The following is a 14,016-nucleotide window of genomic DNA, read 5'->3' on the forward strand; positions in this document are numbered from 1 at the left end:
GGGTACAATAGTCATCGAGTAGGGTTCCTCCTTGGTGGTTTCGCAATCCCGAGGATACCCTACTTTTTTGTTGCCTGGCTAGGCTCCAAATCTTGGTACACAACTTACTTTACGCCATCCTGGGGGTGAAAATAACGGTAAAAATGCTGTTAAATCAGCCGCAGCCCGGCCTAAAGCTGGGAATAACGGCAAAAATGCCATTATTCGGCCTCGCAAAAAAGAAGACAGCCTCACTCACTGCAGAGGTTCTGCAAGCGGGTGAGGCTGTCTTTTTAGTGCTGATCAGGTCTGCCGGAATCCTTCGCCATGCACATCGTGAACATCGCTGATAATGACGAACGCCGTGGGATCGACTGATTTGACAAGCTGGCTGAGCCGGCGGATCTCCTGCCTGGAAACCACGCAATATACCATATGCTTCGCCTGTTTGGAATACGCGCCGATGGCAGGAATCAGGGTTACCCCGCGGTCCATTTCCGCTGTGATGAGATCGGCGATTTTTGGAGCATGATCACTGATGATCGTGAAGGCTTTGGCGGCATACGCACCTTCCTGAATGAAATCAATGACTCTTGAAGAGATAAAGACCGCAACGAGTGTGTACAGTATTTTTTCACGGGGAATATACAGCAGGGAAGTGCCGATAATGATAACGTCGACAGCAAGTATAATCTGTCCCATGCTCCACCCGAATTTGCGGCTGAGAATTCTTGCTACGATATCTACGCCGCCTGTAGTGCCTCCGAAGCGGAAGACAATACCCAGACCCAGGCCCAGCGTAACCCCTGCATATAATGAAGCAAGGATAAAGTCACGTTCTGTGCTGAACGTCACAATCCACCCGGCGTTGATCATTCTTTCGAACAGCCAGAGAAAAAAGGACAACGCGCCGATTCCTACACCGGTGTATGCAATTTGCCGCGCACCCAGCACCTTCCAGCCCAGCAGGAACAGCGGCAGGTTGAGCAGAAGTGTGGTTAAGAAGATCGGGATGCCAAAGGCATAGTTAAGCAGGATCGTAATCCCGGTTACGCCGCCCTCCATAAGCTGGTTGGGTACAATAAAGTACAGCAGCCCGAAAGCGTATACTGCAGCTCCCAGCAGAATGGGCGCTACCGTTTTACCTATAGAGACAATTTTGGATGATGAATTCATGTAATCCCTCGCATAGCCCTGGAAATGGGGCAGAATGTAATAATTTAAGTATATCTTTGTTATGTATATTTAAAAAAGATTTGTCTTCAAAACGTCTTTACGATAACATAGGGGCAAACAGAAGGCAAGAACATACAGGGGGCGAAGAAAGAAATTTATGGATAAAAGTCTTGCTGATTTGCAGCATGAGGTCGATGCCTATATCTCACAGTTCAAAGAAGGTTACTTCAGCCCGCTGTCCATGCTGGCCCGGATGTCAGAGGAGGTAGGCGAGCTTGCCCGGGAAGTCAATCATCAATTTGGTGAGAAACCGAAAAAAGCTGATGAAGAGGATAACTCCATTGAGCTGGAGCTGGGAGATATTCTGTTCATCACGATTTGTTTTGCTAATTCGCTGGGAATTGATCTGACCGAAGCGCACAATAAGGTGATGCATAAGTTCAACACGCGTGATGCCGGGCGCTGGACACTGAAAAACACCGAATAGGCTTCTACAACATATGCTGTACCAAACGACCGGGATTTAGCCGTGAGGATGGTGAGTATATGAAGCATAACGATTACGTCAAAGCGGCATACCGCTCTATTTTACAAAGCGATTTCGAAGAGGCGATCACATTGTTCGAAGCTGCGATTGCGGCCAATCCGGACGATGCCGAAGTGAGATACCGCTGCTCTATAACGTATGCCCGCAGCGGCATGCTGGAGAGAGCCATGGAGCATGCGGGGGCTGCGCTGAAGCTCGATGGAGAAAAGCCGGAGTATCGGCTGCATCTTCATCACTTGCAAGCGCTGCAGCTTGTGAGAGAGGCTAAACGTCATCTGGAGGATGAAATTACGGGAGCAAGCAACCCCTATCATCCGGTTACGCTGCTTAAAGAAGCGATAGCACTCGATCCTTTGTACGGGGACGCTTATGTATGGCTTGCAATTGCCCACAGCAGGATGAATGAGCATGTGCAGGCGATTGCCGCATTAAAAGAAGTTATAGCTTTGCACCCGGATGATTCCGGACTGCAGCAGCTCATGAAGGACCTTCAGAAATCGTTGCAGAAATATATCCAATAATTTTGAACCAGTGAAAGCGAGGAGGAATAAGGGTGAGCGACAAGATCAGAGTTATTGTGTCCGGTGCAGGAGGCAGGATGGGCAAAGAGGTTGTTAAGCTGGTGCTGCAGGATGATGCGCTGGAGCTGGCGGCAGCGATTGACCGTTCGAATAGCGGCAGTGATGCCGGCCGTTTGGTGGGGCTTGAGGAGAGCGGAGTCGAAGTTACCGCAGATTTGGAAGCTGCCCTGGCAGAAAGCGGTGGAGAGGTGCTTGTTGATTTTACAACTCCGCAGTCGGCCTATACCAATACTGCACTGGCGATAAAATATGGGGTGCGCCCGGTTATCGGCACTACCGGATTCACTCCCGAGCAGATCGCCGAGCTGGACAAGCAATGCCAGGAAAAGGGGATTGGAGGACTTATTGCCCCCAACTTCTCCATTGGTGCTATTCTGATGATGAAATTCGCAGCGCAGGCGGCGAAGTACTTCCCTCATCTGGAAATTATAGAGTATCATGGAGACCAGAAGCTGGATGCCCCATCGGGGACTGCGATCAAAACAGCCGAGATGATTTCCGAAGCCCGGCAGGAGCTGCGTCAGGGCAATCCTAAGGAAGAAGAGGTGATTGAGGGTGCGCGTGGAGCCTACTATAACGGGTTCCGTATTCACAGCGTCCGTCTTCCCGGAGTTTTTGCGCAAGAGGAAGTGGTTTTCGGCGGTTATGGGCAGTCGCTCAAAATACGCCATGATTCTTATGAACGGGCAGGTTACATGCCTGGGGTCAAACTAGGTGTCGAGAAGGTAATGGGCTACACCGGATTGATCTATGGCTTCGAGCATTTTATAGAATAGACGGGAGAGAGTACATCATGTTAAAGATCGCATTTATCGCGCATGACCGTAAAAAAGATGAAATGGTTAATTTCGTAACGGCATATGAGCATGTATTTGTCGGGCATGAATTATATTCCACCGGAACTACCGGTCAGCGTATTATGGAAGCAACCAAGCTGTCCATTCACCGCTATATGTCGGGTCCGCTGGGCGGGGACCAGCAGATCGGCTCTTTGGTGGCGACAGACGAGCTGGATTTGATTATTTTCCTGCGCGATCCGCTGATGGCGCAGCCGCATGAGCCGGATATTACAGCACTCCTTCGCCTATGCGATGTATACGGTATTCCCGTAGCGACGAATATCGCCACAGCGGAAATTCTGGTTAAAGCGATTGACCGGGGCGATTTCGCCTGGCGTGAGCTGGTACATAAGTACAAGCCGGGTGTGGATGAATGAAGCTGGACATTCTGGTATTCGGCGCTCACGCTGACGATGCTGAAATCGGCATGGCGGGAACCATCGCCAAGCATACCGCCGCAGGATTGAAGGTAGGCTTATGTGATTTGACAGCTGCGGAGATGTCATCGAACGGAACGGTAGAGCGCCGCAAAATCGAAGCGCAGCAGGCGGCTGAGCTGCTAGGCGCTTCCATACGCACCAACCTGGGGCTTCCCGACCGTGGCCTGTACATGACAGAAGAGCATCTGGCTGCGGTGACTTTGGAAATCCGCCGGTTTGCTCCGGATATTGTTTTTGCTCCTTATTGGGAAGACCGGCACCCGGATCATATCGCCTGCAGCAAGCTGGTGGAAGAGGCGGTCTTTAATGCCAAGCTGCGCAAGTATATGCCGGACAAGCCTGCTGTGCCTGCGCCGCAGCTGTATTTCTATTTCATTAATGATCTGGGGCGTACCGATCTTATTGTGGATGTAACCGAGCAATACGGCCTCAAGGAGCAGGCGCTGTCCTGCTACCGTTCCCAATTTGAGAAAGCTCCGGGGGAGGATGTAGTTTCCACTCCGTTAAATGAAGGCTACATTGAGCGCGTCCGCTCAAGGGATATGCTGCTGGGTCAGCGGAGACTCATACCTTATGCCGAGGGGTTCGCCAGCAAGATTCCGTATCCGGTGGATTTGTTTGTAAAATCGGAATGAACGGCTATAATAAATTCATATTATTACATGAAGTAATAATCATATGTTATACGAAGGGGACGGAACGATGGACCGGCTAAAAATTGGCATCACCTGTTATCCGTCTCTTGGCGGATCGGGCGTTGTGGCGACTGAACTGGGTAAGCTTCTGGCTGAGAAGGGCCACGAGGTCCATTTTATTACACACAGTATCCCATTCCGGCTCGGAACGTTTCAGAAGAATATATTTTATCATGAGGTCGAGGTTAACGATTATTATGTCTTCCGTTACCCTCCTTATGATCTGGCGCTGGCCACCAAAATGGCTCAAGTCGCTAAAATGGAAGGCCTCGACCTGCTTCATGTCCATTATGCGGTTCCGCATGCGGTCTGCGCCTTTCTCGCCAAGCAGATGCTTGGAAATGATATGAAGGTGGTTACGACACTGCATGGAACCGATATTACGGTGCTGGGCCAGGATGAATCGCTCAAGGATCTGATCCGGCTTGGCATTAATGAGAGCGATGCAGTGACAGCAGTCTCGCGGGATCTGATCAAGGAGACTCGCCAAGTACTCGATATTACCCGTGACATCGACCTGACCTATAATTTTGTCGACAAGCGAGTGTACTATCCGCGTGATGTGACGGAGCTGCGGGGGGATTTTGCTTCACCTGACGAAAAAATTCTGATGCATATCAGCAATTTCCGGCCGGTCAAACGGGTAGCAGATGTGGTGGATACTTTTGCCCTGGTGAACAAGGAGCTGCCGTCAAGGCTGTTGCTCGTCGGTGAAGGGCCGGATCTGCCGAAGATTCAGGCCAAGATTTGTGAAATGGGCCTTGAGGACAAGGTCCGTTTTCTCGGCAAGCAGGATGAAATCGCACAGGTGATCTCTCTGGCTGACCTGCTGCTGCTTCCTTCGGAGAAGGAGAGCTTTGGCTTGGTAGCACTTGAAGCGATGGCGTGTGGTGTGCCGACAATCGGCTCGCAGGCCGGAGGCATTCCGGAGCTGGTTCAGCATGGCAAGACCGGGTTTCTGGCTCCGATAGGCGATACGGCTGCAATGGCGAAGTACGCCGTTAAGCTGCTGTCCGATGATCACATGGTGGAGCAGTTCAGAGCAGCATGTCTGGAGCGGTCCTGCAATGATTTCAGCAGGGATATGATTACGAATCAATATGAGGATATTTATTACCGTGTGCTTGGGCGCAAGGTGCGCGGACTGGATATGATCCAGAAGTAAGGAGTGCTCGCTTGATGGATTGGACAATGGCGCCTGCCGGGATGGCTGAAGCGGCAGGTAAAGTGCTTGCAGGCCTTCTTGAACACGGACATGAAGCCTTTTTTGTCGGCGGTTGCATCCGGGATGAGCTGCTGAGCCGGCCGGTGCATGACATGGATCTGACGACCTCGGCGCTTCCTGAAGAGGTATTGTCAATCTTCCCGCGTTGTGTACCGACGGGTCTTGCACATGGCACTATTACAGTGCTTCAGGACAACTGGAGCTTTGAAGTGACGACGTACCGGACGGAGAGCGGTTATGCAGACCACCGCCGTCCGGAGCATGTTGATTTTGTAAAGGATGTAAAAGAGGATCTGCGCCGCCGCGATTTCACGATCAATGCGATGTGCTCCGCGCTGGATGGGGTTCTGGTTGATCCGTTCGGCGGGGAAAAGGATCTAAGTCAGAAGCTGATCCGCTGTGTTGGCGATGCGGAGGAGCGCTTTAACGAAGATGCGCTGCGGATGCTGCGCTGTGTCCGCTTCGCTTCTGTACTGGACTTCGCCATCGCCAAGAATACTTGGCGGGGACTTATGCGCCAGCGGGACAAGCTGGCGCATATTGCTGTAGAACGTGTTCGCGCAGAGCTCGAACGCATCGTCCTCGGCCCGCATCCACTGCGCGGCCTCGGACTGCTTGCGCGCAGCGGGCTGCTGCCGCGCGGCAAAGCGCCGTTCCCCTGGACCGGCAGCGACATGGCGGCAGCAGCCGCCCTGACGGCCGGGATCGGGGAACTGCAGGACGCCCACCTGCGGTGGGCGCTCCTGCTCCATGCCCTGAAGCGGTCGGCCTCGGAGGCCGACGAGCTGCTGCGGGCATGGACGTTCCCGGGGGCGACGCGCAGCGCCGTCGCCGGGGTGCTGCGCGTCCGCGAAGCGTGGGACGCGGCGCTTGTGGAGGTGCCGCCGGGAGAAGGCGGCACTGAGGCGCTGCGGCGGCGCTGGATCGCCGCCGTGCTCGCCTGCGGCACGTCAGCCGCCGAAGGGTGGCTGACGGTGCTTGCGGCGCTGCCGCAGGCCGCCGCAGCGGCCCTCGCGCCGGAGCGCGGCGCATCTGCCGCGCAGCGGCCAAACGCGCCGGCCCATGCCGCCGCGCCGCCAATCGCCCTCCTGCGGTCCTGGACCGCAGGGATGCCGCTCCACAGCCTGGCGGAGCTGGCGGTGACGGGCGGCGAGCTGGCGAAGGCCCTGGGGCAACGCCCGGGGCCTTGGCTCGGTGAACTGCTGCAACGGCTGCTGTATGCCGCAGCCACGGGGGATATCCCTAACGACAATCAATTATTGCTTCAGGAAGCAAAAAGGATGATTCTACATGAAGAGCGATGAAACGCGTCCGCAGGGCGTGCTGAACCGGGATACTTTTACTTCTGGCTGGCTGGAGAGCGTACATCATCTGGAGACGGTAGTGTCCACGCAGGAGGAAGCTAAAAAGCTTGCCGAAAACGGCGCCCCTGAGGGTACAGCTGTCCTGGCTGAAGAGCAAACCGGAGGCCGGGGGCGGATGGGCCGGAAATGGCATTCGCCGCGCGGCAAGGGCATCTGGATGAGCGTGGTGCTGCGTCCCGAGCTTCCGCTGTCCCTGACTCCGCAGCTTACGCTGCTGGTCGGCGTTGCCGTTTGCACGGCCATCCGCCAGGTGACAGGTGTTCAGGCAGGGATTAAGTGGCCCAATGATCTGCTGGCCGGCGGGCGTAAAATTTGCGGCATCCTGCTGGAGTCCTCGCTTCGGGAAGGCGGACTTCATTACTGTATCGCCGGAATCGGAATAGCGGTTAACTTAACGGAAGAGGATTATCCTGAAGCTTTGCAGGGAGTTGGCACTTCACTGCTGATCGAAGGCGGCGGAATTCCTGTTGACCGTTCTGAGCTTACAGCTACGGTGCTGACTGAGCTGGAGTTTTTGTACAATCTTTACATAGAGCAAGGGTTTAAGCCGATCCGGAAGCTCTGGGAGTCGATGTCGGTTACCCTTGGCCGCCAGGTCAGCTACAATACCCCTCAGGGGCGCAGCGAGGCCAAGGCGGTGGGCATGGATGACAATGGCGGACTGCTGCTTGAGGATGGCACAGGGGACATCACCAGTGTGCTGTCAGGTGAAATCGAAATGATCTAGTGTGGAATTTCTCCACTTCCTTTTTGTTGAAGGGCCTTTCCCATAGATGGTTAATGGAAAAACTCCACTTATTTCCTTCTAAAATCACTAAATGGGTGGAAATGAAGCTGATTAGGTTCCCTTTTTCCACCTAATCACCAAAAAATCAATAAAACTTGCAAATTAGGTTTCCTTTTTCCACTTCATTTTGCCGAATTTAAGCGATTGGGAAGTCCTGAGCGTTGAACGCGTACGAGTTGACAAGGGTTCCATTCCTTGTCAACTTTTTTTAGTGTAATTGCATAAAGATTTTGTTATACTAGGGGCAGAGACGGTATCGCATGGTTGAACTGTACTCATGAACACACAGTTTTCTTGGGAATTTGTTTTGGAATTACCTTCATAACTGTATTTCACGGTTACGTTGGATTCTGCTCTGAGCCGTAAGGACCGAGACAGAAGGGACGATCGCGAGTGACTCTTTTTTGCCCTTCGGACCTTTTTAGCGGACCATGCTAAAAGGTTTTTTTGTTGCGCGTTTACGCGCGTATTAATCGCGAAAAGGGGAATGGGAGCAAATGGCTGACAAGAATGCGCTGAACATTGTGAAAATGAAAAAGATGAAAGCAGATGGTGTGCCGCTAAGCATGCTGACCGCTTATGATTATCCTTCGGCCCTGCTGGCTGAAGAGGCGGGTATTGACATCATTCTGGTCGGTGACTCACTTGGGAATGTAGTGCTTGGCTATGATACTACTTTGCCTGTGACGCTGGAGGACATGGTATACCATACCCGTTCCGTGAAGCGCGGAGCGCCGAATACTTTTATCGTAACGGATATGCCTTTTATGACCTATCATGGCAGCATTGACGAGACTTTGCGCGGAGTGCGCAGACTGATGCAGGAAGGACAGGCTCATGCCGTTAAAATGGAGGGCGGTCAGGAAATTTGCGCCTCGGTAGCAGCCGTTGTCGCAGCCGGCGTGCCTGTGCTGGGCCATATCGGCCTTACCCCGCAGTCGGTCAATATGATCGGCGGCTACCGAATTCAAGGCAAGGATGCCAAAGATGCACAGCGGCTGATGGACGAAGCCAAGGCGCTTGAAGCGGCCGGGGCGTTCGGGATTGTGCTGGAGCTGGTTACCGAAGAGGTGGCAGAGGCGATTTCCAAGGCTGTCAGCATTCCGACTATCGGGATTGGCGCAGGCCGGTATTGCGACGGACAGGTGCTGGTTTTCCATGATCTGTTGCGCTATGCTTCGCCTTACAGAGAGAAACGTTTTGTCAAAACCTACGCAGATGTGGGCAGCCTAATCCGTGAGGGGATCAGCAACTATGTCCGGGAAGTGAAGGACCGCTCATTCCCGGCGGAGAGCCATGTTTTTAACGCTGAAGAGCATGTGCTGGAATCTTTATACGGCGCTGCGGGAAAAGGAGCGAAATAAAATGAGAGTAGTCAGAACCACTAAGGAATTGCGCGAAGCGCTGGAATATATGCGTATGGGAGGACATACCCCAATCGGATTTGTTCCGACGATGGGTTATCTGCATGAAGGCCATGCCAGCCTGATCCGCCGGGCGGGTGAAATGAGCAGCACCGTAGTGATGAGCATTTTTGTCAATCCGCTGCAATTTGGACCAAACGAGGATTTCGCCTCCTATCCGCGCGATGAGCGCCGTGATCTGGAGCTGGCTGAGCGTGAAGGGGCCGACATCGTGTTTATTCCCAGTGTGGAAGAGATGTATCCGCAGCCCATTCTCACCAAAGTATCGGTAGGTGCGCTTACCACCCAATTGTGCGGAGCTTCACGCCCGGGACATTTTGACGGTGTGACTACAGTCGTTAGCAAGCTGTTCAATCTAGTTCAGCCGGATTATGCCTTTTTTGGACTCAAAGATGCTCAACAGGTAGCGGTGCTGCGCCGGATGGTGTCCGATCTCAATATGAATGTGGAAATCATCGCCTGTCCAATCGTCCGGGAAGGGGATGGGCTTGCGCTCAGCTCCCGGAATGTCTATTTGAGCGGCGAGGAACGCAGCCAGGCACTTGTGCTGTCCCGCTCGCTTCGCGAAACACGGCAGGCAATTGAGGAAGGCAAGGTCAAAACCGCAGATGAAGCACGGCAAATGCTGGCTTCGGTTATTTCGTCTTCGCCGCTTGCGGTCATTGACTATGTAGAAATTTTAACCTTTCCGGGCCTTGAAGCTCTGGAAGGCGGATCGCTGATCAGCGATGCTGAGGGAGAGATTATCATGGCGCTTGCCGTGAAGTTCGGCAGAACCCGCCTGATTGATAATAATGTATTTACACCCAAGGAGGTTCACGCCCTTGTTTAGACATATGATGAAATCCAAAATCCACCGTGCCACTGTCACCGAAGCCAACCTGAATTACGTGGGCAGCATTACAATCGACGAAGACCTGATGGAAGCCGCCGATTTGCTGGAAAATGAAAAGGTGCAGATTGTTGACAACAACAATGGTTCCCGGCTGGAAACGTACGTGATTCCCGGTCCGCGCGGAAGCGGCGTGATTTGTCTGAACGGCGCTGCTGCACGTCTTGTGCAGCCTGGTGACACAGTGATCATCATCTCCTATGCCATGCTGTCCTCCGAGGAGCTGGCGGCCCATAAGCCGACGGTGGTCTTCGTGGATACGGACAACAAGCCGGTCAAGCTGACTGATCATGAGGTTCATGCCACAATTGCCTAACAGCTCAGCCATGTAATCAATGGCAGGGATGAAGCGGCCCGCTCCTGCGAAAAATGAAGGCAGGCAAGCTTAAGCTGATTTCATTTTCAGTAAGGGTGGGATGCTCCGTGTTTCAACATTTATTTGCTGAGATGAACAAGATGCTTCAGGAAATCGCCGAAGACTTTCCTGCTGCGGAGGGTGCCCGCAGAAATGATCTTTTATGCAAATACAACATGCTTCACAGGCTGTCCGATGAAGTGATGGATGAGTGGCTAGCCTTTGCCGAGAAGCTGAGTGAGTTTCGTGAAAGTGCGGATTTCTCAGCTCCTCCTGTGGAGGAGCCGCAAGCGGAAGTGGAAGCTCCCGAGCTGGCGATGGACTCCTTTGTCCGTGGACAGGGGTACTACAAGCTGCTGATGTACCGCAAATGCATTGACCAATTTCAGGAAGTCATTGCGCGGTATCCTGACAGTCTGGCGGCGCGTTTGTATTTGGCGATGGCGTATTTGCAGGAGGGCGGCTATGATGCTGCCTGGGGTCATCTGGACCACATGCTGGCCTTGATCCGTGAGCGGAAGCTGAAGGCCATGATCTACAACGCGATGGGCTGCATCAGGGCCTCTCAGGAGCGCTTCAATGAAGCTCAGGAGCTGTTTGTCCTTTCCTTGCATCATGACCCCTTGCTCCGTGAGCCAAACGTCAATTTGGAGGTTTGCCGCAGGCGGGGAGGGAAGCTTGAGTTCGGAAATCAGCTGGTTTCGCTTTTGTAATCATAAGACATCCATATGAAGCGGTGCATCCTGCTTGGCTAGGGGGTGCATCGCCTTTTTTCGTAACTTCTGTTATGCTGATAAGGAGTCTCAAGTGAAAGGGAATTGAACTTATAATGAAATTTGCCGTGCTTGATTTTGAAACTACAGGAACCCAATCCGTGGGTGAGATCATCCAGGTTGGCCTTGCCATTATAGAAGAAGACCGGTCCATCTCCAGGGTTTACGGTTCCTATGTCAAGCCAGGAGCGCCGATCCCTCCTTTTATTACAGGCCTGACCGGGATAACGGACAGTGATGTGCAGGATGCGCCGGAGCTGGACGAGATGATGATGGAGCTTGTGCCGCTGCTCGATGATGTCGTGCTGGTGGGCCATAATGTGGCGTTTGACTTTCATTTTCTCCAGAGTGCGCTGGACCGGTGCGGGTATTTGCCGTTTCAGGGCCGGATTTTGGATACGATTGATTTTCTCAAAATTTGTTTTCCATCCTTGAGCACGTATCAGCTTGGGGCGGTCAGCGCTCATTTCGGGCTTACCCATGAGCGTCCGCACCAGGCGGACAGTGATGCGCTGGCTACCGCGTTAGTGCTGCTGAGATGCCTGGAGGAGCTGTACAGCTTGCCTCTCTTGACCATTCAGCGCCTGAATGAGCTGTTCGCAGATGAGGATAGTGATCTGGCCTGGTTTTTTGACGGGCTGCAGCGGGAGCGGGAAATGGAGACCTTCCAGCCGGAAGGCGAGCTTACCCTGTATCGTCAGCTTGCGCTGGCGGTAGGGGACTGGACCGAACTGGCGCCTCCCAGAGAGGCAGGAACCGGGAATCCTCTGCAGAATATTACCTTTAAGGAATATATGGAAGAGGTGACCAAGAGGCTCAAGGATACCCTGCCCCAATACGAAAGCCGTGAAGCCCAGGAGATTATGATTGGTGAAGTCATGGCGGCGCTTGAGGGCGACAAGCATCTGCTGATTGAGGCGGGAACCGGAACCGGCAAATCGCTTGGTTATCTGCTCCCGGCCATTTATCACAGTGTCCGCACAGACCAAAAGGTTATGGTCAGCACGCATACCATCAACCTTCAGGACCAGCTGCGCGAGCGCGACATCCCTCTTTTGACGAGTGTCGTGCCATTCCCGTTTAAGGCAGCGATCTTCAAGGGTAGAGGGCACTATTTGTGTCTGCGTAAGTTTGAACATAAAATTAATAAAAAGGATTTCACAAGCGCCCGGGAAGAAGTGCTGACTGCGGCCCAAATGATCGTATGGCTGACCCAAACGGAGTCTGGCGACGATGAGGAGCTGAACCTGAACGGACGCAATGGTGATTTCTGGGAGACAGTGGCCAGTGACACGGATTCATGTCTCGGGCGTTCCTGCCCATGGTTCCGCAAATGCTATTATCACAGGGCCAAGCACGAAGCCGGCATTGCCGATGTCGTCGTAACCAATCACTCCAAGCTGTTCGCGGATGTCAAGGCCGGCCACCAGCTTCTTCCAGCCTATGAGCATCTCGTTATTGATGAAGCCCATCATCTGGAGGATATCGCCGGCAAGCATTTGGGGATGCAAATGAAATATTTCACTGTTGCCCATACGCTCACGCGTCTGTATAAGGACAGCAAGAGCGGCCAGCTCCCGGTGCTGCGTCAAATGCTGCAGTCGTCAGGCAGTGAGCAGGCGGCGGAATGGAGCGGTGTAATCGACAGGATCTATCCCGAGCTGCTCACAGTGAAGGAATCCTGGGATATGCTCAGCGACAGGCTGTTTGGCCTTCTGCCGGAGCGCAGTGATGCCGCAGCGGGGGAAGCGGGACAACTCGTTACACGTCTTCTGCCGGGCAGCAAACCAAATGCGTGGGAAGAATTGGCCCAGATTGAGAACACCTTCAATCTCAGTCTCAGCGAAATTATCCGTAAAGGCGACAAGATGCTCAGCGAGATGCGTGAGACGGAGAGCCAGTCCACTTCGGACAGTCTGGTGACGGATATCGGCGGATTGTTCAAGGATTTGGCTTCTATTCGCGAGCAGGTCCGGTTCTTTATGAATCTGAATGACGAGAATAATGTCTACTGGATGGAAGGCAGCAGCAATTACCGTGGCAAATCACTCCAGCTCTATGCCGTTCCGGTGGATGTCAGCGCCCAGCTCAAGGAGCTGTTTTTCGATAAAAAGAAAAGCATTGTGCTGACCTCCGCCACCCTCTCTGTAGATAAATCTTTCCAGTTCATGATTGATAATCTTGGACTTGCCGAGTCTGCAGAGGAAGGGCGTCTGATGACAGCCCTGCTTCCCTCGCCGTTCAGGTACCGGGAGCAGGCGCTGCTGGTCATCCCGCGCGATTTTCCCAGCGTCAAAGGCAGTGTGGGCGATGCCCGGTTTGTTGATAAGCTGGTGCATTCGCTGGCCGAAGCTGCGGTGGCTACCCGGGGCCGCATGCTGGTGCTGTTCACCTCCTACAAAATGCTCCGCCAGGTTTATGACCCGCTGAAGGAGGCGCTCTCCTCAGAGGATATCAGTGTACTGGGGCAGGGTGTAGAGGGCGGCAGCCGAAGCAAGCTAATCCGGCGTTTTCAGGACAGCGCCGCTGCTGTGCTGCTTGGGACGAGCAGCTTTTGGGAAGGCGTGGATATTCCGGGCGAGGCGCTGACCTGTCTGGCTATTGTCAGATTGCCCTTCCAGCCGCCAAACCATCCGCTTGCGGAGGCCAAGGCGGAGCTGCTGCAGGCGCAGAAGAAGAATCCTTTTATGAAGCTGTCTGTCCCTCAGGCGGTGATCCGGTTCAAACAGGGCTTTGGGCGGCTGGTGCGCACTGCGCAGGACCGCGGCATCGTAATTGTATATGATACAAGAGTTATTGAATCTTATTATGGAAAATACTTCCTGTATTCGCTGCCCGGACCCAAGATGGAGCATATGCTGACTGACCAGATGGTCCCGCGGATTGCCGAATGGCTAGCGGACGGCGGCGTTTCTTGAAGTTTTTGAACCTGCTATAGT

At 53.4% G+C, this 14,016-nt stretch carries 14 protein-coding genes; 13 read left to right on the top strand and 1 reads right to left on the bottom strand.

The window, feature by feature from the left end:
- Positions 1 to 282: 282 nt before the first annotated feature.
- Positions 283 to 1,155, bottom strand: coding sequence for a YitT family protein (locus tag ACX1DY_RS23565; protein ID WP_458966638.1), 873 nt, complete (start codon positions 1,153 to 1,155; stop codon positions 283 to 285).
- 157 nt (positions 1,156 to 1,312) lie between these two features.
- On the opposite strand from ACX1DY_RS23565, the gene ACX1DY_RS23570 reads away from it, so the two are divergent.
- The 13 genes from ACX1DY_RS23570 (at position 1,313) to dinG (ending at position 13,995) form a co-directional block, all read left to right on the top strand.
- The gene (locus ACX1DY_RS23570) at positions 1,313 to 1,642 is read left to right on the top strand and encodes a nucleotide pyrophosphohydrolase (RefSeq protein ID WP_458966639.1); all 330 of its coding nucleotides are present in this window, start codon (positions 1,313 to 1,315) and stop codon (positions 1,640 to 1,642) included.
- A 59-nt stretch (positions 1,643 to 1,701) separates the two neighbouring features.
- A complete protein-coding gene (locus ACX1DY_RS23575) occupies positions 1,702 to 2,223 on the top strand; it encodes a tetratricopeptide repeat protein (RefSeq protein ID WP_458966640.1) in 522 nt (173 codons plus the stop codon).
- 32 nt (positions 2,224 to 2,255) lie between these two features.
- The gene (dapB, locus tag ACX1DY_RS23580) at positions 2,256 to 3,059 is read left to right on the top strand and encodes a 4-hydroxy-tetrahydrodipicolinate reductase (RefSeq protein ID WP_458966641.1); all 804 of its coding nucleotides are present in this window, start codon (positions 2,256 to 2,258) and stop codon (positions 3,057 to 3,059) included.
- 17 nt (positions 3,060 to 3,076) lie between these two features.
- A complete protein-coding gene (gene mgsA / locus ACX1DY_RS23585; protein WP_458966642.1) occupies positions 3,077 to 3,499 on the top strand; it encodes a methylglyoxal synthase in 423 nt (140 codons plus the stop codon).
- Positions 3,496 to 4,197 (top strand): bacillithiol biosynthesis deacetylase BshB1, encoded by a 702-nt coding sequence (bshB1, locus tag ACX1DY_RS23590; protein ID WP_458966643.1) that lies wholly within the window; start codon positions 3,496 to 3,498, stop codon positions 4,195 to 4,197. Before mgsA ends, bshB1 begins: the two co-directional genes overlap by 4 nt.
- 67 nt (positions 4,198 to 4,264) lie before the next feature.
- Positions 4,265 to 5,422 carry an N-acetyl-alpha-D-glucosaminyl L-malate synthase BshA gene (gene bshA, locus ACX1DY_RS23595; RefSeq protein ID WP_458966644.1) on the top strand — a complete coding sequence of 386 codons (1,158 nt, stop codon included), beginning with the start codon at positions 4,265 to 4,267 and terminating at the stop codon, positions 5,420 to 5,422.
- A 14-nt stretch (positions 5,423 to 5,436) separates the two neighbouring features.
- Entirely contained in the window at positions 5,437 to 6,786 is a 1,350-nt protein-coding gene (locus ACX1DY_RS23600; protein ID WP_458966645.1) for a CCA tRNA nucleotidyltransferase, read from the top strand.
- Positions 6,773 to 7,573, top strand: a complete 801-nt coding sequence (locus ACX1DY_RS23605; RefSeq protein WP_458966646.1) for a biotin--[acetyl-CoA-carboxylase] ligase — start codon at positions 6,773 to 6,775, stop codon at positions 7,571 to 7,573. Before ACX1DY_RS23600 ends, ACX1DY_RS23605 begins: the two co-directional genes overlap by 14 nt.
- Before the next feature lie 557 nt (positions 7,574 to 8,130).
- On the top strand, positions 8,131 to 8,997 hold the full coding sequence (panB, locus tag ACX1DY_RS23610; protein ID WP_458966647.1) for a 3-methyl-2-oxobutanoate hydroxymethyltransferase: 867 nt from the start codon (positions 8,131 to 8,133) through the stop codon (positions 8,995 to 8,997).
- Position 8,998: 1 nt separating this feature from the next.
- Positions 8,999 to 9,889 (top strand): pantoate--beta-alanine ligase, encoded by an 891-nt coding sequence (gene panC, locus ACX1DY_RS23615; protein ID WP_458966648.1) that lies wholly within the window; start codon positions 8,999 to 9,001, stop codon positions 9,887 to 9,889.
- Positions 9,882 to 10,265 (top strand): aspartate 1-decarboxylase, encoded by a 384-nt coding sequence (panD, locus tag ACX1DY_RS23620; RefSeq protein WP_458966649.1) that lies wholly within the window; start codon positions 9,882 to 9,884, stop codon positions 10,263 to 10,265. The genes panC and panD overlap by 8 nt, the downstream gene beginning before the upstream one ends.
- Positions 10,266 to 10,372: 107 nt before the next feature.
- Complete coding sequence (locus tag ACX1DY_RS23625) at positions 10,373 to 11,017, top strand: hypothetical protein (RefSeq protein ID WP_458966650.1); 645 nt, start codon at positions 10,373 to 10,375, stop codon at positions 11,015 to 11,017.
- A 116-nt stretch (positions 11,018 to 11,133) separates the two neighbouring features.
- On the top strand, positions 11,134 to 13,995 hold the full coding sequence (dinG, locus tag ACX1DY_RS23630) for an ATP-dependent DNA helicase DinG (protein ID WP_458966651.1): 2,862 nt from the start codon (positions 11,134 to 11,136) through the stop codon (positions 13,993 to 13,995).
- Positions 13,996 to 14,016: the final 21 nt, after the last annotated feature.

This window comes from Paenibacillus sp. BAC0078, assembly GCF_054483875.1.